Below are 19,455 nucleotides of genomic sequence, written 5' to 3' on the forward strand. Positions count from 1 at the left end.
CTTAGGATGGACATTGGCTTTTCTACTTTCCCTTTAGAGCATTGACCCCGAAGGAGTGCCGTCATGACGACCACATCAAAAATCAGCTCGCTGGGGGTTGGTAGCGGCCTGGACGCCGAAAGCATCGTTAATCAGTTGGTTGCCCTTGAGCGCCAACCCATCAACACCCTGCAGAGCAAGGTCACTCAGATACAGACCAAGATCTCTGCATACGGGCAAGTCAAATCTTATGTGTCGGCGCTGCGTGATGCGGCTCAAAAGTTAAGCGGGCCGGATTTGTGGGCAGGCATGAAAGCCGCCTCATCAGACACCAATGTGGTGAACTTCGCCACCACGTCAGGTGCTGCGGTAGGCAACTACAACGTCACCGTCAATGCTTTGGCTGCAGCCCAGTCCGTTGCATCACGAACGGGCATCCCGTCTAACACAGCCGTGGGAGCAGGACGACTTTATTTTGAAGTCGCCAGCAGTTTTCCAACGTCACTGGATACGGGAAACACCACAGCTCCTTACATTGACGTCACCGCGACTGATACGCTTAGTGACATCAGAGACAAAATCAACGCCAAGAATGCAGGTGTCAGCGCTTCGATCATCAACGACGCCAGCGGCGCTCGCTTGGTGATGACATCCAGCGCCACCGGCACCAGTAACGCATTCCGCGTCACGGCCACAGATGACTCCGGCACGATCACTACAGGCACCGAAGGCTTGGCCGCACTGGCTTACGACCCATCAAAGACCATCGATGACGGCACAGGCGCCAAGTTGAATCAAGCTGCAGCCAATGCATCGGCAACCATCAACGGGGTGACGGTCAGCTCCACCACGAACACATTTACAAATGTGATGGACGGCATAACGATGACCGTGAGCAAGCTCACCTTATCCCCTGTTTCCGTCAACGTCACCAAAGACACTGAAGCCATCACCAAAGCCGTAACGGACTTTGCATCGGCGTATTCGGCACTTAGTTCGTATTTGAAAACAAGTACAAAGTACGACGAGACGTCCAAGACTGCCGGCACTTTACAAGGCGACAGCATGGCCACGAGCACACTCAATCAGTTCCGCTCATTGATTGGAGCCAATAGTGCGGCATCCACCGTATTCTCCACCCTCTCGTCGGTGGGGCTAGAGATCCAGTCCACCGGAACCATGACGGTCAACAGCACCAAGCTAAACAGCGCAATGGGCAACTTGGCTGAAATGAAGAAACTGTTCACCAATCCCGATACGGGTGGCGGCCCCGCAACCGAAGGCATGGCGACAAGGCTGCGCACGCTAGCCGACAGCATGTTGAGCATTGACGGCGCGATCACCACTCGCACTGAAGGGTTGAACAAAGCGATCGCCGAAAACAAAAAACGCCAAGATGCCCTAGATGGCCGCGTTGCATTGTTTGAAAAGCGTCTTCGGGCACAGTACACCGCCTTGGACAAAGCCATGGCCAGCATCAGCACACAGAGCAACTACGTCACTCAGATGATCAACTCCTTCAACAAAAACAGTTGATTTTTCACAAGGTGAACTAAAGCTGAAGACTTTCCTGCCGATACCATAGAGGCAGAAGGCTGATTGGATGGCATGGGGCCATCCCTTCGTTCTGCCTAAAGGTGTTGCAAGGCATCGGAGACTTCATCATGGCTTCCGTCACCTCAACTGGGATCGCCGAGAACTATGACTATGGGCTCAATCAATCGATTGCACCTACCTCACTCCTCGCCCGCCCCCTGCAAACGACGACAGCACCCGCCCTTGGTGAGTCAACTCAGATTTCATCAGCAGGGAAGCTTCAAAGCAGCATCGCCTCGCTCGAGGATGCAGCAGCGCTGTTGGCTCGTGCCGACGCCTGGTCTGTAACCCAAGCCTTTTCGAGTGACAGCACGACTGTCTCCGCATTGAGTGAATCCGGCGCGCGGATTGCGCAATACCGCGTGTCGGTTGACGCCATCGCAACGACCCAGACGGTCACGTCAGCCAATTTCTCATCGCTGTCAACAGTGGTTGGCTTGGACTCGTTGAGTATCCAATTGGGTAACTGGAACAGTACGCAGAGCACCTTCGCCACCAACCCGAACTGGCCTAAAGCCAGTGTGATGATGGGCCCCCGAGATGATTCCATTGAGCGTGTTCGAGACAAAATCAATGCCGCAGGTGTAGGTGTGGTCGCGGCAGTGATCTCTGACGCCACGGGCTCACGCCTCGTGCTGCGATCCACAACCTCCGGCCAGAACAATGGCTTCAAGGTAACAACGACCCCGCCGGCGGCGGAGTCTGCCTTGGGGTTCCAAATCACCCAATACGCACAAGACGCCAAGTTCTCGCTCGATGGCAAGTCCATGACTTCGCCAGGCAACGTTATCGACCTCTCGACAGAGGGGCTGCAACTGACCTTGAAGCAACCAAGCTCCGAGCCAGTGATGGTTCAGGTGTCCTCAGATACAGCCGGCATGCGTCAGAATGTTCGCAACTTCGTTCGTGCATACAACGGGCTTGCCGAGCAAATGTCGAGGTCCGACCCCGACACGCGAGCCCTCCAATCTGCTCGAGCACTTCAACAGTCACTGCTCACACAATTGCGTGATGAGCAAACCAACGCTATTGGACTGAGCCTCAACAATGAAGGCTTGCTGACCCTAGACGAAGCACTTCTCGCTCAATACCTTGAGTCCAACAGGATGCCTATGAGCAACCTCTCAAGCGTCGCCAACCGTACCCTGCTCCAGCCATCCTCACAGAAAGACGCAGATGGTGCATCACGCCAGGGTTTTGGCGCTTTGTACGCAGCAGAAGAAAGCACCTGAAAGCCCCCTTGTTCTGCAGATTAAATGAGGCTATTGCGTTCAAGCTCTGCGCCTTGATGCCGATAACAAGAATAACGCTGTTATCAGCATCATCGTTAGAGACATCAACATGTACGCTACTGCCACAGCTTCCTCTGCCAGTATGTTCAGCTCCCGTAACATGAGCAATGTCTACCGCAAGGTTGACGTCGAGACAGGTGTTAACGGTGCATCGCCTCATCACCTTATCACCATGCTGTTCAATGGCGCACTTGATGCTATCGCCCAAGCACGCGGAGCGATGCTCAACGGTCAGATTGAACAAAAGTGTGCGGCGATCAACAAGTGCCTCAGCATTGTTGACGAAGGACTCAAAGCAGGCTTGGATCAGCGCGCAGGCGGTGATTTGGCTCAACAGCTCGATATGCTGTACGCGTACATCGCAACTCGTCTGACTCTGGCCAACCTGCGCAATGACCCCGCTGCACTGGAGGAATGCGCAAACCTGCTCACCCCCATCCGCGACGCCTGGATGGCCATCGCCCCCAACACCGAGGCCCCGGCCTCCCATGCCACCATGAGGATCCAAGCATGAACGCCCCCGACCTCATCACCGTCCGCGAGTCCGAGCAACTCTCCCACAACCTGCTCGGCTACTACGAGGCCATTGAATCCGCCAGCCAGGACATGCTGCAAGCCGCCCGCAATGGCGACTGGGACGCCGTGGTCAAGCTCGAAGGCGCCTGCGCCGTGCTGATCGCCCAGCTCAAACACGCCTCGGAAAGCCGCGTCCTCGGGCGCGACGAGCGCGCGCTCAAGAGCCGCATCATGCAGCGCATCCTCTTCAACGATGCGGAAATCCGCACACTCAGCGAGCCATGGCTCAACGATCTCAGCCGTATGATGGGCGCCTCCCTAGACCCCAAGAAGATGCACTGAGTATCTCGATCCCGGACGATGAGCAAACCGTTGAACGACCGCGCGCAGGCCAGCGCGCTGGATGACTACCGCATCACGTCCCCCATCGAAATCTTCGACCTGCTGCGTCAGGTCGAAGCCTCCCGCACCCTGGTCACCCTCAGCAGTCCCGAGGGACACAGCTACACCACGCTGATCTGGCAGATCGAGCCTGATCGCGGCATGGTCGGCTTCAGCGGCGAAAGTAGCCACGCCAGCCTGCGTGCCCTACTCGAATCCGAAGAGGTCACGGCCGTCGCCTACCTCGACAGCATCAAGCTGCAGTTCGACCTGGAAGGTCTGGTGCTGGTCCACGGTGAGCAGCACATCATCAACGCCCGCTACCCGCGCGAGCTGTACCGCTTTCAGCGGCGCACCAGCTTCCGCGTCAAGCCGCCGGTCAGCGCCATGCCGACCGCCCACTTCGCTCATCCGAACCACCCCAAGACCACCCTAGCCTTGCGCGTGCTGGACGTGAGTCTGGGCGGCATGGCCCTGTTCCTGCCCGAAGATACCCCCGCCATTGACGACGGCACTCGCATCCCGTCGTGCAGCCTGCGCCTGGATGACGACAACTGGCTCGACGTGAGCTTCGTCATGCGCCACGCCACGCCCATCCACCCCGACACCCGGGGCGCACGCCTGGGCTGCGAGTTCGTCAACCTTCAGCAAGGCGAGCGCGATCTGCAGCACTACATCAACCAGACGCAGAAGCGCCAACTCGCCCTGGCCGCACGCAAGGTTTGATTCCGAGGGGCCCCCAAGGGCGCTGACGGCTGATAGCATCGGCACATGACCGTGTCCGCCCCCTCCTCCTCTCCCTGGGTGATCGCCACCCGCGAAAGCCGCCTTGCCCTTTGGCAGGCCAAGCATGTCCAATCCTTGCTGCAAACGCGCTTTGGCCGAACGGTCAGCCTGCTAGGCATGACGACCAAGGGCGACCAGATTCTGGACCGGGCGCTGTCCAAAGTCGGCGGCAAAGGCCTGTTCGTCAAGGAACTCGAAGTGGCGCTGGAAGAAGGCCGCGCTGACCTGGCCGTGCACTCCCTCAAGGACGTGCCCATGGAGCTGCCCGACGGCTTCGTGCTAGCTGCCGTGCTCGAGCGTGAAGACCCGCGCGATGCCTTCGTCTCCAACCTGCACGCCAGCCTTGATTCCTTGCCCCAAGGCGCCGTGGTGGGCACCTCCAGCCTGCGCCGCATGGTGCAGTTGCGCGCCCGTCGCCCCGACCTGAAGATCGAGCCCCTGCGCGGCAACCTCGACACCCGCCTGCGCAAGCTCGACGAAGGCCTGTACGACGCCATCATCCTTGCGGCCGCCGGCCTCAAGCGCCTGGGTCTGGCCGAGCGCATCCGTGAACACATCGACACCAGCGTGATGCTGCCCGCCGCGGGCCAAGGTGCCCTCGGTCTGGAGATCCGCGGCAGCCATGCCGAACTGTCCGAAGCCCTGGCCACCTTGGCGCACACCCCCACCTGGTTGGCCACGCTGGCCGAACGCGGCGTCTCTCGTGCCATGGGCGGCAGCTGCTCCATGCCGCTGGCGGCTTTCGCCGAATGGCACGCCGGCCCATCGGACGACAGCGCGCCGGTGCTGGTCTTGCGCGCCTTGCTGGGCCACCCGGAACAGCCCTTCCTCGTGCAGGCCTCGGCCAGCGGATGCCCGCGCACGGCCGACGAAGCCGACGCGCTGGGCCGACAGATCGCCGCCCAGCTGCAAGCCCAGGCGGGCGAAGACTGGCTGGCCGCGCTGTAAGCCGTGCACGCCGTGAGCCCGCCCCGCATCCTGGTCACCCGCCCGCAGCCGCAGGCCGGTGAATGGGTGCAGGCGCTGCGTGAGCATGGGCTGGATGCGCACGCCTTGCCACTCATCGCCATCGAGGCGCCGGCCGACCCTGCTCCGGTGACCGAACTTTGGCGCCACCTGGCGCAGGAACGCCTGCTGATGTTCGTCAGCCCGGCAGCGGTCGACTGGTTTTTCCGGCTGCGTCCGCCCGACGCCGCCTGGCCTGCGGGCACGCTGGCGGCTGCGCCCGGCCCCGGGACGGCGCGCCAACTGACGGCAGCCGGTGCCGCCTGCGGCCTCAACCCCAGCCAGATCCTCAGCCCTCAGACCGACGCCGAGCAGTTCGACTCCGAATCACTCTGGCCCGCGCTCGCGCCGCTGAACTGGCCAGGCCAATCGGTCTGCATCGTCAGCGGCGGCGACCACCAGGAGGCACGTGGGCGCACCTGGCTGGCCGAGCAACTGCGTGCCCAGGGTGCGCAGGTGCGCGCCCTGCTCTGCTACCAACGCGGCCCCGGGCAATGGACATCCGCCGAGCAAGCCCTCGCGCGCACCGCCCTGGCCGAGCCCGGCGCCCACGTCTGGCTGTTCAGCAGCTCCCAGGGGATCGACCACCTCGTCACGCAGCACCTACCGGCGCTGCCCTCGCGCCCACGCACCGACTGGTCACAGGGCCACGCCCTGAGCACGCACCCTCGCATCACCGAGCGCGCCCGCAGCCTGGGCCTCACCCACATCCTTGAAACCCGGCCCACCTTGCAGGCAGTGGTGGCTGCACTACGCCCGATGTCCGCATTTCAGGCTGGCGTCGATACAATCAAATCACTGTGAACGAGCCATCCCCCCCCACCCCTGAAGCCCTGCCGGCCCCTGTGGCACCGCAGGTCGAACAAGACCTTACCCCGACGCATGCCCCGGCCGAGTGGGTGCGCTGGGCTGTGCTCGTGCTGAGCCTGACCTCGGCCGGTGGCCTGTGGCTGGCCTGGCAGGCCCAGTCGCGGGTGCAAGGGCTGGAGCAGGAACTGGTGCGCCGCCAGCAAAGCAGCCAGACCCAGGCCACCGAAGCCCGTTTGCTGGCCAAGCAGGCCCAGGAACTCTCGCGCGAATCGGCTGCCCGCACCGCCTTGCTGGAAAGCCGGCTGGCCGAGGTGGCGCTGCAGCACACTCAGGTTGAAGACCTGATCAAGAACCTCAGCACCTCGCGCGACGAAAACCTGCTGGCTGACCTGGAGGCCAGCCTGCGCGTGGCCACCCAGCAAGCCTCCCTGACCGGCAGCGCCGAGCCCCTGGTCGTGGCCCTGCAATCGGCCGACGCCCGACTGGCCCGCGCCGCCCAGCCGCGCCTGGACAATGTGCGCCGCGCCGTGGCCAAAGACCTGGATCAGGTGCGTGCCACCCGGGTGGCCGACCTCAGCGCCCTGACGGTGCGCCTGGACGAAGCCACCCGCCTGGTGGACGAAGTCCCGCTGCTCAACTCACCCGAAGCCGCCCGCCTGCACCCAGCCCCGGCCAGCGCCGCCAAGGCACAACCGGCCACCCACAAGGCCAAGGCTTCTGTGCCGGCCGCTAGCACCGCCGAGCCCACCGAGGCCGACACGGGCTGGACGGCCCAGGCCTATGACTGGCTGAGTCGCGCCGGCCAACGCGTCTGGCTCGAAACACGCAACCTGATCCGCGTCACCGAGATCAAGCGCCCCGAAGGCATGCTGGTCTCGCCAGAGCAAAGCTACTTCCTGCGCGAGAACATCAAGCTGCGCCTGCTCAATGCGCGCCTGGCCTTGCTGAGCCGCCAGACGGCGATCGCGGCCAGCGACCTGCAAGAGGTCGAGGCCATCGTGCCGCGCTACTTCGACACCGACTCGCGCAAGACGCAGCTGCTGCGCACCATGTTGCTTGATGTGGCCAAGCAAAGCACCCAGACCACCGTGCCCCGTCCGGATGACACCCTCGCTGCCCTGGCCGCCGTGTCGGCCGGCCGCTGACCTTTTGCCCTGAAGGACCGACGCACATGCGCTCCATCGTCTGGCTATTGCTGGTTGCCGTGATCGCCGTTGTGGGGGCGACCGCCCTGGGCGCCAACGACGGCCTGGTCACCATCTACTGGCGCGGTTGGCGCACCGACTTCTCACTCAACCTCTTCCTGCTGGTGATGGCGGCGCTGTTCCTGGCGGTGTACTCGCTGGTGCGCGCTCTCGACAGCCTGCTCGCCCTGCCCGAGCGCGCCAAGCAGTGGCGCACCTCCCGCCGCGACCGTGTGGCGCAGGCCGCGCTGCGCGAAGGCCTGGCCCTGTACCTGGCCGGACGCTACACCCGCGCCCACAAGACCTGCCAGAAGGCCATCGCCATCCAGGCCGACACCCCCGAGCTCGCCCTGGATGCCGAGTTCACGGCGCTGGCGCACATGCTCTCGGCCGGCAGCCTGCACCGCCTGCAAGACCGCACCCGCCGCGACGAACACCTGCAGCGCGCCCTGGAGATGGCACAGCTGACGCGAAAGCCCCGCGCCACCGAAGAAGGCGCCCGCCTGATGTCGGCCGAAAGCGCCCTGGAAGACCGCGATGCCGTCCGCGCCCTGCGTGAACTGTCCGAACTGCCGCCGGGTGTGGCGCGCCGTACCCAGGCCCTGCGCCTGAAGCTGCAAGCCGCGCGACTGGCCCGCCAGCCCATGGAAGCCCTGCGCACCGCGCGCCTGCTGGCCAAGCACCAGGGCTTCACCCCCTCTGCCGCCGAAGGCCTGCTGCGCACCCTGGCCAGCGAAACCCTGGAAGGCGCCCGCGATGCCGACCAGATGCGCGCGCTGTGGGTGAACCTGGACATGCAGGACAAACGCGACCCACTGCTGGTCGCCAACGCCGCCCGTCGCATGTCCCACCTGGGGGCGCCTCATGAAGCCCGCCAATGGCTGGCGCCACTCTGGGATCAGCTTCACAAGCAGTCTCCCGAAGCGGTCGATGCCCTGGCTGCGGCCCTGCGCGACAGCCTGACCGGGCTGGAAGCCGAATGGCTGCCCCGCCTGGACGCCACCACCCCCGCTGCCCTGCGCAACCCCGCCCTGGCCCTGACCCTGGGCCTGGCCCTGGCCGAACGCCAACTGTGGGGCAAGGCGCGCGGCATGTTGCTGTCGGCTGCCAACGACCTGCAACTCAACGTCAACGACCGTCGCACCGCGTGGGCGCAACTGGGCCTGATGGCCGAACGCGAAAACCGCCCGGACGAGGCCGCCCGCTTCTACCGTTTGGCGGCGTTGCCGGAGCGCGACTGACGACCTCGCCAAGGCAGAACTGGCAGAAAAAACGACACACCTTTACAAACAGGCCAAAAACCTGCTATAGTTTCACTTCTCGGCGGCTGTAGCTCAGTTGGATAGAGTACTTGGCTACGAACCAAGGGGTCGTGGGTTCGAATCCTGCCAGCCGCACCAAATCGCAAGATAAGGTGAACCGAGAACATTTTCAGCGGCTGTAGCTCAGTTGGATAGAGTACTTGGCTACGAACCAAGGGGTCGTGGGTTCGAATCCTGCCAGCCGCACCAAACAAAGCCCTCAAGCTCACGCTTGAGGGCTTTTGTCATTTCAGGCTGTGCTGTCCTGGGTCAAGTCCGGCCTCGCAGTTGCCGATTCAGCCACCACAAGGCCCCCACCACAAGCAACACACCACCCGCCAGCGCCAGCCAGGCGCTCGGTGTGGCGGTGCGCACTGCCTGTTGCACCTGGCGCATGAACAGCGAAATCAAGACCGTGCCTGGCAGCAAGCCCAGGAAGGTGCCCAGCACATAGTCGCGCAGGCGCACACGCAACGCCCCCGCCCCCAGGTTCACCACAATGAACGGCGCCACCGGCAGCGCCCGCAGCAGCACGATGGCCCACAGACCACGTCGATGCAGGTGGGCCGACATGAGCTGCAATCGCCCCTTCAGCAGCCGATCCAACACCTGGGCACCTGTGAGGCGCCCGACGCCATAGGTCACCACCGCACCGGCCACCATGCCCGCCAGCGCGTAAGCCATGCCCGGCCAGGGCCCAAAGATGAGCACCCCCAGCGTGATCAACGCCAGCACCGGCATGGCCAGCAACACCGCCACCACATAGGCCAGCAACACCCAGAACGGCCCGAGCGGCCAGGCCAGCACCTCGCGCCCGAATTGCGCCAGCACCAGCGGGCTCATCAGCACCCGCCAGGCCGGATCACGCCACGCCATCCAGACCAGACCCAGCACCGCCAGATACAACACCAAGAGCGCCAATCGCCCCCAAGGCCAACGGCGCTGTCCCACGCTTGATCCCTGCACTGTCACCCCTGCTCGACGCAAAGCGCCATCTTGGCGCAGCTTCGCCCCGGCGCGAGCAACCTCCCGCCCGATCAGCGGGTTCTCACCCCTCCCTGTTCAGGGGGAGGTGGACCCACGGCACAATCACCCCATGAGCAAAGCCTTCACCAAGGAAACCGATGGCGACGATGACGACGAGCTGTCGCTGCCGCCCCTGCCTGCGGGCACCAAGAACTACATCACCCCGCAGGGCTACCAGCGCCTGCGCGCCGAGTTGCTGCACCTGATCGACACCGAGCGCCCCAAGATCGTCGAGATCGTGCACTGGGCCGCCTCCAACGGCGACCGCTCGGAAAACGGCGACTACCTGTACGGCAAGAAGCGCCTGCGCGAGATCGACCGCCGCATCCGCTTTCTGACCAAGCGGCTCGACATCGCCGAGGTGGCTGACCCCAGCCTGCACCATGGCAACGACCAGGTGTACTTCGGTGCCACCGTGACCTACGAAAACCAGGCCGGGGTGGAGCGCACCATCACCATCAAGGGCATCGACGAGGTCGACAACCTGCAAGGCGAGGTGAGCTGGATCTCCCCGATCGCTCGGGCGCTGCTCAAGTCACGCGTGGGCGACGAAGTCCAGCTGATGACCCCCGGCGGTCTGGAGCGGCTGGAGATCCTGGAGGTGCGCTACCCGGCACCCGAAACGGCGCACTGAGGCCACGGCCCCAGGCGCTCAAGCGCTCAGCCGTTCCGCATTGAGCACCACCGGGCAGCGCTTGAGCGAGCGAATCACTTCGGCCAGGTGGTCGGTGTCCCGCACTTCCAGCGTCAGCTTCAGCTCGGCGGTCTCGCCCAGGCGCTCGTTGCCCATCTCGATGTGGGTGATGTCGGTTTCGGCATGGCTGATGGCCGCGGCGACCTGCGCCAGCACCCCCTTGCCATTGGCCACCAGGACCTTGAGCACCGTCTCGAACATCCGCGTGGGCTCATCGGACCAGTTCACCTCGATCCAGCGCTCGCCATCGCGCTCAAAGAGGCGCCGACCCACCGCACAGGTCTGCGTGTGCACCACCAGGCCCTCGCCACGGCCCAGATAGCCCTTGATGCGATCGCCCGGCACCGGACAGCAACACGGCGACAGACGCACCGTGGCGCCTTCGCTGCCGTCGATCACCACCGAGCTGTACGTGGGCGCGTCGTCGGCATACCGACCCAAGGTCAGCGTCAGCGCATCCGGACGCTGGCCCGATTCGGCCATCAGGTGCGCCAGGCGCTTGGCGGCCATGCTCGCCACCTTGCGGCCCAGGCCGATGTCGATCAGCAACTCGTCGCGGCTGCGGTTGCCACCCAGGCGGATGAGTTCCTGCCACAGTGCGCCAGTGGCGCCTTCGCTGGTTTCGTCGCCCGGCGGCAGCTTGAGGCCTTCGGCGCGCAGGGCCTGCGTCAGCAGCTTGGTGCCCAGCGCCAGCGACTCCTCGGCCTCCATGTTCTTCAGGTAGGCTCGGATCTTGGAGCGCGCACGCCCCGTGCGCACGAAGGTCAGCCAGCCCGGATTCGGGCGGGCCCCCGCTGCGGTGATGATCTCGACCACGTCGCCACTGCGCAGTTCGGTGCGCAGTGCCACCGGCTCTCCATTGACCTTGGCCGAGGCGCACTTGTCACCCACGCCGGAGTGGATGGCATAGGCAAAGTCCACCGGCGTCGCGCCCTTGGGCAGCGCCACGATGCGCGACTTGGGTGTGAGCACATAGACCGACTCGGGGAACAGGTCGATCTTCAAGTGCTCCAGGAACTCGGCCGAATCGCGTGTTTCCTGCTGGATGTCGATCAGCGACTGCAGCCACACCGCAGCCTGCTGCGGGCTGGCGTCGCCGGCCTCGGCCTGCTCCTTGTACATCCAGTGCGCGGCAATGCCCTTCTCGGCCACGTCGTGCATCATCTGCGAGCGGATCTGGAACTCGACCGCCGTGCCGACCGGGTTCACCAGCGTCGTGTGCAGCGACTGGTAGCCGTTGGGCTTGGGGATGGCGATGTAGTCCTTGAAACGCCCCGGCAGCGGCTTGTAGAGCTGGTGCAACACGCCCAGGGCCTTGTAGCAGTCCAGCAACTCGTGCGTGACGATGCGAAAGCCAAAGATGTCGCTGACCTGCGCGAAGCTCAGGCCCTTTTCGATCATCTTGTTGTAGATCGAGAAAATGGTCTTCTCGCGCCCGTACACCTCGATGTGCATCCCGGCTTCACGGAACGCTTCCTGCACCTCGCTCTGAATGCGGTCCACCAGATTACGGCGGTTGCCCCGCGTGCGCTTGACCGCTTTCGACAACACCGCGTGACGCCACGGGTTGATGTACTGGAAGGACAGCTCCTGCAGCTCTCGGTAGGTCTGGTTCAGGCCCAGACGGTGGGCGATGGGCACATAGATGTCCAGCGTTTCGCGGGCGATGCGCGCCCGCTTGTGCGCGGCCATCGCATCCATCGTGCGCATGTTGTGCAGGCGGTCGGCCAGCTTGATCAGGATGACGCGCACATCGCGCGCCATCGCCAACAGCATCTTGCGGAAAGACTCCGCCTGCGAATCTTCCTTCGTCGAGAAGTGGAGCTTGTCGAGCTTGGTCAGGCCGTCGACGATTTCGGCCGTGGGCGCCCCGAAACGCTCGATCAGCTCGATCTTGGTGACGCCACAGTCCTCCATGGCGTCGTGCATCAGCGCCGCCATGATGGCCTGCGCATCGAGCTTCATGTCGGCACACAGGCCTGCCACCGCGATCGGGTGCGTGATGTAGGGCTCGCCGCTGGCGCGGAACTGCCCCAGGTGCGCCTCGTCAGCAAAGCGATAGGCGTCGCGCACGCGACGGATGTCCGCCTCGTCAAGGTAGTCGAGCTTGTGGGTCAGGGCCGCAAAGGAGGCGGCGGCTGCGTCGGTGGCCGGGGTCATCCTCAGACTTTAGCGCGGATACGGGCACCCTTGAGCGGGCGATGTCTATCGGACAAATAGAAAAAGGCCCGCTTGCGCCGGGCCTTTTCGGGTGGACTGCCCCTGGCGCAAGCGCCAAGGCGGTCAGCGTGCGATCAGGTCGGCACCTTGCGCAGCATTTCCAGGCCCACCTGGCCGGCTGCGATTTCGCGCAGTGCGGTCACGCTGGGCTTGTTGCGCGACTCGATCTTGGGGGTGTGCCCCTGGCTCAGCATGCGGGCACGGTAGGTTGCGCACAGCACCAGCTGGAAGCGGTTCGGGATCTTTTGCAGGCAATCTTCAACGGTGATGCGGGCCATGTGGGTGCTCCGGTAAGGTCTGAATCAGACTCAGATCAAATTGAGCGCACGAAACACACTGGACTTGTTCCGACGCTGAGCCGAGTATTTTAACCGCTGTGCGTGAACAATGGACTTCAAATCGAACAAAGCCGACTCGAACAGGGCATTGATCACCACAAAGTCGAAGTGCTGGGCCTGCGCGACCTCGATGCGGGCGTTGGCCATGCGCGTCTCGATCACCTCGGGGCTGTCCTCGCCACGGCGATTCAGGCGCTGCAGCAACTCTTCGTAGCTCGGCGGCATGATGAAGATGAGGATGGCGTTGGGAAAGATGCGCTTGATCTGCAGCGCGCCCTGCCAGTCGATCTCCAGCACGATATCCTCACCGCTCTGGATGCGGTCTTCAATGGCCTTGCGCGAGGTACCGTAGTGGTTGCCGTGCACGTGAGCGTGCTCGAAGAACTCGCCGCGGTCGATCATGGCCTGGAAGTCCTCTTTCGAGGTGAACCAGTACTCGCGGCCATGCTGCTCCTGGCCACGCGGGGCCCGGGTGGTGTGCGAGACGGAGACCTGCAAGTGCGAGTCCACCTCCAGCAGAGCGTTGACCAGGCTGGATTTGCCCGTGCCGCTGGGGGCCGACACCACATACAGGTTGCCGGGATAGTCCGCTTGGGCAGCGGCGGACGATGTGGAGGGGGGGGTTTGAGCGGTGGTCATTCGATGTTTTGCACTTGTTCACGCATTTGTTCGATGAGCACTTTCATGTCCACCGAAATCTGGGTCAATTCCAGCGCCGCGGCTTTGGAGCCCAGGGTATTTGCTTCGCGGTGTAACTCCTGAATCAGAAAATCCAGGCGTTTACCCACTTCGCCACCCTTTTTGAGCAGGCGGCCAATCTCGTCGAGGTGGGCGCGCAGGCGCTGCACCTCCTCGTCCACGTCGATGCGCAAGGCGTAGGCCGCAGCCTCGCTCAGCGCACGTTCCTGAGCGGCTTCGGGCGTCACGCCCCCCCCCACGGCCTGCAGGGCATCCTGGTACTTCTGCACGAAGCGCTCCTGCTGGCGTTGCACCGCCTGTGGCACCAGCGGCACGGCCTGTTCAGCCAGCGCCTTGAGGCCCTTGAGCTTGTCTTGCAGCACGGCCACCAGGCGGGCGCCCTCGCGCTCGCGGGCCTCTTTCAAGGCCTCCACGCACTGGCGCGCGGCTTCCAGGGCTGCCTCTTCCAGGCGTACCGTGGGCGCGGCCGCCCGGCACCAGGTCAGCACCTCGTTGACCGACAGCGGCGCGGCCTTGGGCAGCCAGTTCTGCACCGTGCCTTCCAGGCGTGCCAGCGTGTTCAGCTGCTCGGTCTGGGGCTGCGGCCAGCCTGCATCGGCGGCACGCTGGGGCTGCAGGCGAAACTCGATCTTGCCGCGTTTGAAGGCGGCAGTCAGCATTTCCCGCAGGGCAGGTTCCAGGCCGCGAAACTCGTCGGCCAATTTGAAACTCAGGTCGAGAAAACGGCTGTTGACCGAACGCAGTTCAGCCCCCACCGCGCCCGAGGCATGTTTGCGTGACGCAATTGGCGCATCCGCATCCTCGGTGTTTTCACTGACGTGGTCGGGAGCCGACGACACCGCGCTTGCGAAGCCGGTCATGGAGTAGACTGACATGGTTACTTGACACCAGACGACAAAACTCGATTATGTCAAAGCCGAAACCTGCCCCGTTGCCCCCGGGCACCGTCGTGGGCGGCTACCAGATTGTCAAGAAGCTCGCTGCGGGCGGTTTTGGCGTGGTCTACCTCGCTGAAGACCCAGACAAACGGCTGGTGGCGCTCAAGGAATACCTGCCTGCTTCGCTGGCAGAGCGCTCGGCCGGTGAGCTCATCCCCCGCGTCAAGCCCGACAAGCAGCCCCTGTACCGCCTGGGCCTGAAAAGTTTTTTTGAAGAAGGCCGCTCGCTGGCCCAGATCGCCCACCCCAGCGTGGTGTCGGTCTATAACTTCTTCCGCGAAAACGAAACCGTTTACATGGTGATGAACTATCTGCAGGGGGACACCTTGCAGGACTTCATCGTCACGGCCCGCGAACTCAAGCGCGACAAGGTGTTCCGCGAGTCCACCATCCGCTCGCTGTTCGATGAAATCTTGCGCGGCTTGCGCATCGTCCACCAGTACAAGATGCTGCACCTGGACATCAAGCCCGCCAACATCTTCATCACCAACGACAACAAGGCGGTGCTGCTGGACTTTGGCGCGGCGCGCGAGGTGCTGAGCAAGGAAGGCAACTTCATCCGCCCGATGTACACGCCCGGCTTTGCCGCGCCCGAGATGTACCGCCGCGACGGCTCGCTGGGCCCCTGGACCGACATCTACGCCATCGGCGCCTGCATCTATGCCTGCATGCAGGGCTACCCGCCGAACGATGCACCCCAGCGCATCGAGAAAGACCGCCTGGGCCTGTCCCTGTCGCGCCTGCGCAATGTCTACTCCGACAACCTCATTGAGGTGACCGAGTGGTGCATGTCGCTCGACCCGCTGGCCCGCCCCCAGAGCGTCTTCGCCCTGCAAAAGGAATTGGCACGCGAAACCGAGCGCCGTTACTCCAAGCTCACCTTCGCCGAGCGGGTCAAGCTGCAACTTGAAAACCTGAAAACCGGTGCCAAGACATGAGGTTCTCCGTCTACCAGATCAGCCGCAAAGGCGGCCGCGAGAAGAACGAAGACCGCATGGGCTACTGCTACACGCGCGACGCGGGGCTGTTTGCCCTGGCCGACGGCATGGGCGGGCACCCCGAGGGCGAAGTGGCCTCGCAACTGGCCCTGCAGACCATGGCCGCGATGTTCCAGCGCGATGCCAAACCTGTGTTGGCCGACCCGCTGCGCTTCCTGCAAGACGCCATCATGGCAGGCCACCATCAATTGCTGCGTTACGCCAGTGAGAAGGGCCTGATCGACAACCCGCGCACCACCCTGGTCGCCTGCATCCTGCAAGGCAATATGGCTTACTGGGCGCACTGCGGGGATTCGCGCCTGTACTTCGTGCGTGGCAACAAGCTGATCGCCCGCACCCGCGACCACTCCTACTCCGAGCTGCAGCAAACCCTGGGGCATACCGCCCTGCCCAACGACCGCTTCAACCGCAACGTGCTGTTCACCTGTCTGGGCAGCCCCGGCAAACCGGTGGTGGACACGTCCGGGCCGCTGCTGCTGCAAGAAGGTGACCGCATCCTGCTGTGTTCCGACGGTTTGTGGGGCACGGTCGAGGACGACATCATCACCGACCACCTGGCCTCCAACACTATCGCGGAGTCCGTGCCCGAGCTGGTCGAAGTGGCGCTGCGCAACGGTGGCGCCAAGTGCGACAACGTCACCATCATCGCGATGGAATGGGAGTCGGCCTCCGACGAGGACAAGCCCGGCGTCTCCACCGACGAGCTCGGTGACGAAGTCTTTGCCTCCACCATCCAGGCCAGCCTGGGCAGCCATGGCGGCCCCGGCGACAATGTCGAGGAAGACGACCTGGACGAAGCGGCGATCGAGCGTTCGATCCGAGAGATCAACGAAGCCATCCGCCGCTCGGCCAACGGCACCCGCAAAGCCTGATCGGACACGCCATCGCCTCGCCAGCACGGCGGCCGGCCCGATCGGGTCCTGACCCACGCTGCTGACACCCCGATGAGCAAACAACTGATTCTGGCGTCGAACAACGCCAAAAAGCTGCGCGAACTGCAGGCCCTGATCACCCCGCTGGGGGTGGAGCTGGTCACGCAAGGCGCGCTCGGCATCCCCGAAGCCGAAGAGCCTCACATCACCTTTATCGAAAACGCCCTGGCCAAAGCACGGCACGCGGCCCGCCTGGGCGGCGGCCCGGCGCTGGCCGACGACTCCGGCCTGTGCGTCAACGCCCTGGGCGGCGCACCCGGGGTGCGCTCGGCGCGCTATGCCGTCGATGCCGGTCGCGTGGCCGAGGACGCCGGCCGCGAACGCATCGACCCCGCCAACAACGCCTGGCTGCTGGAAGAGATGGCGACGCACACCGACCGCCAGGCCCACTTCACCTGCCTGCTGGTGGCCGTGCGCCACGCGGAAGATCCGGAACCCCTGATCGCCGAGGGCCACTGGTGCGGCCAGCTCTTGCACGCGCCGCAAGGCGAGCATGGTTTCGGCTACGACCCGCTGCTGTGGTTGCCCGAACACCAGCTCAGCGCCGCCCAACTGGCCCCCGAGGTCAAGAACGCCGTCAGCCACCGTGCGCTGGCCTGCCAGCAACTGCTGCAACTCATCACCGCCCGCTGGGGCCTGGGCACCGACGGTGCCTCATGCGCTCACTGGCCCTGGCAATCCGCATGATCACCTTGCAACGCCCGGGCGCGCTGAGCGCCCTGCCCCCGCTGTCGCTGTACGTGCACCTGCCCTGGTGTCTGCGCAAATGCCCCTATTGCGACTTCAACTCGCATGAGCCCGGCGCGGCGCTGACCGCAGGGGCGGCCGGTATCGGCCAGCTGTCGGCCCAGACCGAGGCCCGCTACCTCGACGCCTTGCGCGCCGACCTCGAATCCGCCCTGCCCCAGATCTGGGGCCGCCGCGTGCACACCGTCTTCATCGGGGGTGGTACGCCCAGCCTGTTCTCGCCCGACAGCATCGACCGCCTGCTGTCCGACATCCGCGCTCGCCTGCCGCTGGAAGCCGACGCCGAGATCACGCTGGAGGCCAACCCCGGCACCTTCGAGACCGACCGCTTCAAGGCCTTTCGCCAGGCCAGCGTCAACCGCCTGTCGATTGGCGTGCAGAGCTTTGACGACGCCAAGCTACAGGCCCTGGGCCGCGTGCACAACCGCGCCCAGGCCATCGCGGCCGTCGAAGAAGCGCAGCGCAACTTCGAGACCTTCAACCTCGACCTGATGTACGCGCTGCCGGGCCAGTCCCCCGCCGACCTGGAGGCCGACATCCAGCAGGCGCTGGCCTTCGAGCCGCCGCACCTGTCGCTCTACCACCTCACGCTGGAGCCCAACACACGCTTTGCCGTCCAGCCTCCCAAAGGCCTGCCCGACGAGGACACCGCCTTCGACATGCTGGACCACCTGATCGCGCGCACCACGGCCGCCGGCCTGCAGCGCTACGAGGTGTCGGCGTATGCCCGCCCCGGCCACCAGTGCGCCCACAACCTGAACTACTGGCAGTTTGGCGACTACCTGGGCATCGGCGCGGGCGCCCACAGCAAGATCAGCTTTCCCGACCGCATCGTGCGCCAGGTGCGCTGGCGCGAGCCGGCCGCCTACATGGACAAGGCCGTGCAGGGCCTGGCCTGCTCCAACGAACAGGACGTGCCATTGAAATCGCGCGCGTTCGAGTTCATGATGAACGCCCTGCGCCTGAAGGACGGCTTCGAGTTGCTGCGCTTTGCCGAGCGCACTGGCCTGACCCTGGCCAGCATCCAGCAGCCGCTGGCAGAGGCCGAGGCCAAAGGCCTGCTGCAACGGGACCTGGCCCGCGCCTGGCCCACCGACAAGGGTTTTGATTTCCTCAGCGACCTGCAGGCCCTGTTTCTTCAGGACTGATCTCCCTTCGCCAGCACGCCACCATGTCCCCCCCCTTGCTCCACGACAACATCGTTGCGTTCATCGAGCGGGAGGTGGCCATTGACCTGGCCTCGGCGTCGGCCGACCACCACCCCAGCTCATGCCGGGGCTTCGCCTGTCGGGTGGCACCCGATCGCCAGCGCCTGACCCTGTTCGTGCGTCGGGAGGAGGCGCGCCAGTTGCTGCAGGACGTCCTCGTCCAGGATGCCATCGCCGTGGTGTTCTGCCTGCCCGAAACCGAAGCCGCCATCCAGATCAAAGGCCGCCAGGTGGCCCTGTCGGCCGTCAGCGCCGACGACATGCTCGACATCCAGCGCTACCGTGACGCCTTCATCGACGGCATCGTGCGCATCGGGCACCCGCGCCCATTTGCCGAGGCCTATATGGCCGTCGAAGCCGGTCAGATGGCAGCCATCAGCTTCCAGCCCGATGCGGTCTTCGAGCAGACCCCGGGGCCACGTGCGGGGCAACCGGTCGGCCAGGAGGCGGCATGAGCGTCAACATCACGCCGCTGCGCGCCTGCTTCGAAGGCGCCATCCCCAGCACGCTGGCCACCTGCGCACCCGACGGCACGCCCAACATCGCCTACCTCTCGCAGGTCCAGTATGTGGACCACCAGCACCTGGCCACCACCTTCCAATTCTTCAACAAGACCCGGCATAACATCCTGGCCAACCCGCACGCCGTGCTGAAGGTGGTCGACCCGTTCTCGGGGGCCAGCCATCGCCTGCATGTGCGCTACCTGCGCACCGATACCAGCGGCCCGCTGTTCGAGAGCATGAAGGCCAAGCTGGCCGGCATCGCCTCACACACCGGCATGGCCGATGTCTTCCGCTGGCGCGGG

21 protein-coding genes and 2 tRNA genes are annotated in these 19,455 nt (G+C 64.4%); 18 read left to right on the top strand and 5 right to left on the bottom strand.

Annotated elements, in window-relative coordinates; all coding sequences use genetic code 11:
• Nucleotides 1-63 precede the first annotated feature (63 nt).
• From fliD (RBT42_RS15435) to RBT42_RS15485, 11 genes are all read left to right on the top strand, one after another.
• A complete protein-coding gene (fliD, locus tag RBT42_RS15435) occupies nt 64-1,515 on the top strand; it encodes a flagellar filament capping protein FliD (RefSeq protein WP_320366722.1) in 1,452 nt (483 codons plus the stop codon).
• Between the two features lie 128 nt (nt 1,516-1,643).
• On the top strand, nt 1,644-2,807 hold the full coding sequence (gene fliD, locus RBT42_RS15440; protein WP_320366724.1) for a flagellar filament capping protein FliD: 1,164 nt from the start codon (nt 1,644-1,646) through the stop codon (nt 2,805-2,807).
• A gap of 160 nt (nt 2,808-2,967) precedes the next feature.
• Complete coding sequence (gene fliS / locus RBT42_RS15445) at nt 2,968-3,381, top strand: flagellar export chaperone FliS (RefSeq protein ID WP_320366726.1); 414 nt, start codon at nt 2,968-2,970, stop codon at nt 3,379-3,381.
• Nucleotides 3,378-3,725 (top strand): flagellar protein FliT, encoded by a 348-nt coding sequence (locus RBT42_RS15450; RefSeq protein ID WP_320366728.1) that lies wholly within the window; start codon nt 3,378-3,380, stop codon nt 3,723-3,725. The genes fliS and RBT42_RS15450 overlap by 4 nt, the downstream gene beginning before the upstream one ends.
• Before the next feature lie 18 nt (nt 3,726-3,743).
• Nucleotides 3,744-4,490 carry a flagellar brake protein gene (locus RBT42_RS15455; RefSeq protein ID WP_320366731.1) on the top strand — a complete coding sequence of 249 codons (747 nt, stop codon included), beginning with the start codon at nt 3,744-3,746 and terminating at the stop codon, nt 4,488-4,490.
• A gap of 45 nt (nt 4,491-4,535) precedes the next feature.
• Nucleotides 4,536-5,498 (top strand): hydroxymethylbilane synthase, encoded by a 963-nt coding sequence (gene hemC, locus RBT42_RS15460; RefSeq protein WP_320366733.1) that lies wholly within the window; start codon nt 4,536-4,538, stop codon nt 5,496-5,498.
• Between the two features lie 12 nt (nt 5,499-5,510).
• Nucleotides 5,511-6,359, top strand: a complete 849-nt coding sequence (locus tag RBT42_RS15465) for a uroporphyrinogen-III synthase (RefSeq protein ID WP_320366735.1) — start codon at nt 5,511-5,513, stop codon at nt 6,357-6,359.
• Entirely contained in the window at nt 6,356-7,510 is a 1,155-nt protein-coding gene (locus RBT42_RS15470) for a uroporphyrinogen-III C-methyltransferase (protein ID WP_320366737.1), read from the top strand. Before RBT42_RS15465 ends, RBT42_RS15470 begins: the two co-directional genes overlap by 4 nt.
• Nucleotides 7,511-7,536: 26 nt before the next feature.
• Nucleotides 7,537-8,790 carry a heme biosynthesis HemY N-terminal domain-containing protein gene (locus tag RBT42_RS15475; RefSeq protein WP_320366739.1) on the top strand — a complete coding sequence of 418 codons (1,254 nt, stop codon included), beginning with the start codon at nt 7,537-7,539 and terminating at the stop codon, nt 8,788-8,790.
• An 82-nt stretch (nt 8,791-8,872) separates the two neighbouring features.
• Nucleotides 8,873-8,949, top strand: a tRNA-Arg gene (locus RBT42_RS15480).
• 34 nt (nt 8,950-8,983) lie between these two features.
• Nucleotides 8,984-9,060 (top strand) — tRNA-Arg (locus RBT42_RS15485).
• A 60-nt stretch (nt 9,061-9,120) separates the two neighbouring features.
• Here RBT42_RS15485 and RBT42_RS15490 read toward each other — a convergent pair.
• Nucleotides 9,121-9,801 (bottom strand): TVP38/TMEM64 family protein, encoded by a 681-nt coding sequence (locus RBT42_RS15490; protein WP_320366741.1) that lies wholly within the window; start codon nt 9,799-9,801, stop codon nt 9,121-9,123.
• A 145-nt stretch (nt 9,802-9,946) separates the two neighbouring features.
• Between RBT42_RS15490 and greB the strand changes: the two genes are divergently transcribed.
• Nucleotides 9,947-10,510: a transcription elongation factor GreB gene (gene greB / locus RBT42_RS15495; protein ID WP_320366744.1), complete on the top strand. Its 564-nt coding sequence runs from the start codon at nt 9,947-9,949 to the stop codon at nt 10,508-10,510.
• An 18-nt stretch (nt 10,511-10,528) separates the two neighbouring features.
• Here greB and RBT42_RS15500 read toward each other — a convergent pair whose 3' ends face one another.
• The 4 genes from RBT42_RS15500 to RBT42_RS15515 all read right to left on the bottom strand — a co-directional run bounded on the left by RBT42_RS15500 (nt 10,529) and on the right by RBT42_RS15515 (nt 14,687).
• Nucleotides 10,529-12,730 carry a bifunctional (p)ppGpp synthetase/guanosine-3',5'-bis(diphosphate) 3'-pyrophosphohydrolase gene (locus RBT42_RS15500; RefSeq protein WP_320366746.1) on the bottom strand — a complete coding sequence of 734 codons (2,202 nt, stop codon included), beginning with the start codon at nt 12,728-12,730 and terminating at the stop codon, nt 10,529-10,531.
• Nucleotides 12,731-12,864: 134 nt separating this feature from the next.
• Nucleotides 12,865-13,068, bottom strand: coding sequence for a DNA-directed RNA polymerase subunit omega (gene rpoZ, locus RBT42_RS15505; protein WP_320366748.1), 204 nt, complete (start codon nt 13,066-13,068; stop codon nt 12,865-12,867).
• 30 nt (nt 13,069-13,098) lie between these two features.
• Nucleotides 13,099-13,767: a guanylate kinase gene (gene gmk / locus RBT42_RS15510; protein WP_320366750.1), complete on the bottom strand. Its 669-nt coding sequence runs from the start codon at nt 13,765-13,767 to the stop codon at nt 13,099-13,101.
• A complete protein-coding gene (locus tag RBT42_RS15515; protein ID WP_320366752.1) occupies nt 13,764-14,687 on the bottom strand; it encodes a YicC/YloC family endoribonuclease in 924 nt (307 codons plus the stop codon). Before RBT42_RS15515 ends, gmk begins: the two co-directional genes overlap by 4 nt.
• 47 nt (nt 14,688-14,734) lie before the next feature.
• Between RBT42_RS15515 and RBT42_RS15520 the strand changes: the two genes are divergently transcribed.
• The 6 genes from RBT42_RS15520 to RBT42_RS15545 form a co-directional block, all read left to right on the top strand.
• Nucleotides 14,735-15,703, top strand: a complete 969-nt coding sequence (locus RBT42_RS15520) for a serine/threonine protein kinase (RefSeq protein WP_320366754.1) — start codon at nt 14,735-14,737, stop codon at nt 15,701-15,703.
• Nucleotides 15,700-16,635 carry a PP2C family serine/threonine-protein phosphatase gene (locus tag RBT42_RS15525; protein ID WP_320366756.1) on the top strand — a complete coding sequence of 312 codons (936 nt, stop codon included), beginning with the start codon at nt 15,700-15,702 and terminating at the stop codon, nt 16,633-16,635. The genes RBT42_RS15520 and RBT42_RS15525 overlap by 4 nt, the downstream gene beginning before the upstream one ends.
• A gap of 72 nt (nt 16,636-16,707) precedes the next feature.
• The gene (gene rdgB / locus RBT42_RS15530) at nt 16,708-17,382 is read left to right on the top strand and encodes an RdgB/HAM1 family non-canonical purine NTP pyrophosphatase (protein WP_320366758.1); all 675 of its coding nucleotides are present in this window, start codon (nt 16,708-16,710) and stop codon (nt 17,380-17,382) included.
• Entirely contained in the window at nt 17,379-18,590 is a 1,212-nt protein-coding gene (hemW, locus tag RBT42_RS15535; protein WP_320366760.1) for a radical SAM family heme chaperone HemW, read from the top strand. Before rdgB ends, hemW begins: the two co-directional genes overlap by 4 nt.
• Nucleotides 18,591-18,613: 23 nt before the next feature.
• On the top strand, nt 18,614-19,105 hold the full coding sequence (locus RBT42_RS15540) for a hypothetical protein (RefSeq protein ID WP_320366762.1): 492 nt from the start codon (nt 18,614-18,616) through the stop codon (nt 19,103-19,105).
• A partial coding sequence (locus RBT42_RS15545; RefSeq protein ID WP_320366763.1) for a pyridoxamine 5'-phosphate oxidase family protein occupies nt 19,102-19,455 on the top strand: 354 nt, incomplete at its 3' end. The genes RBT42_RS15540 and RBT42_RS15545, both read left to right, overlap by 4 nt.

The organism is Aquabacterium sp., assembly GCF_034003525.1.
Lineage (GTDB): Bacteria > Pseudomonadota > Gammaproteobacteria > Burkholderiales > Burkholderiaceae_C > Aquabacterium.

Coding starts and splice junctions, on each gene's coding strand:
- fliD (WP_320366722.1), top strand. CDS start 64: ATGACGACCACATCAAAAATCAGCTCGCTGGGGGTTGGTAGCGGCCTG.
- fliD (WP_320366724.1), top strand. CDS start 1,644: ATGGCTTCCGTCACCTCAACTGGGATCGCCGAGAACTATGACTATGGG.
- fliS (WP_320366726.1), top strand. CDS start 2,968: ATGAGCAATGTCTACCGCAAGGTTGACGTCGAGACAGGTGTTAACGGT.
- RBT42_RS15450 (WP_320366728.1), top strand. CDS start 3,378: ATGAACGCCCCCGACCTCATCACCGTCCGCGAGTCCGAGCAACTCTCC.
- RBT42_RS15455 (WP_320366731.1), top strand. CDS start 3,744: ATGAGCAAACCGTTGAACGACCGCGCGCAGGCCAGCGCGCTGGATGAC.
- hemC (WP_320366733.1), top strand. CDS start 4,536: ATGACCGTGTCCGCCCCCTCCTCCTCTCCCTGGGTGATCGCCACCCGC.
- RBT42_RS15475 (WP_320366739.1), top strand. CDS start 7,537: ATGCGCTCCATCGTCTGGCTATTGCTGGTTGCCGTGATCGCCGTTGTG.
- greB (WP_320366744.1), top strand. CDS start 9,947: ATGAGCAAAGCCTTCACCAAGGAAACCGATGGCGACGATGACGACGAG.
- RBT42_RS15500 (WP_320366746.1), bottom strand. CDS start 12,730: ATGACCCCGGCCACCGACGCAGCCGCCGCCTCCTTTGCGGCCCTGACC.
- rpoZ (WP_320366748.1), bottom strand. CDS start 13,068: ATGGCCCGCATCACCGTTGAAGATTGCCTGCAAAAGATCCCGAACCGC.
- gmk (WP_320366750.1), bottom strand. CDS start 13,767: ATGACCACCGCTCAAACCCCCCCCTCCACATCGTCCGCCGCTGCCCAA.
- RBT42_RS15515 (WP_320366752.1), bottom strand. CDS start 14,687: ATGACCGGCTTCGCAAGCGCGGTGTCGTCGGCTCCCGACCACGTCAGT.
- RBT42_RS15520 (WP_320366754.1), top strand. CDS start 14,735: ATGTCAAAGCCGAAACCTGCCCCGTTGCCCCCGGGCACCGTCGTGGGC.
- RBT42_RS15525 (WP_320366756.1), top strand. CDS start 15,700: ATGAGGTTCTCCGTCTACCAGATCAGCCGCAAAGGCGGCCGCGAGAAG.
- rdgB (WP_320366758.1), top strand. CDS start 16,708: ATGAGCAAACAACTGATTCTGGCGTCGAACAACGCCAAAAAGCTGCGC.
- hemW (WP_320366760.1), top strand. CDS start 17,379: ATGATCACCTTGCAACGCCCGGGCGCGCTGAGCGCCCTGCCCCCGCTG.
- RBT42_RS15540 (WP_320366762.1), top strand. CDS start 18,614: ATGTCCCCCCCCTTGCTCCACGACAACATCGTTGCGTTCATCGAGCGG.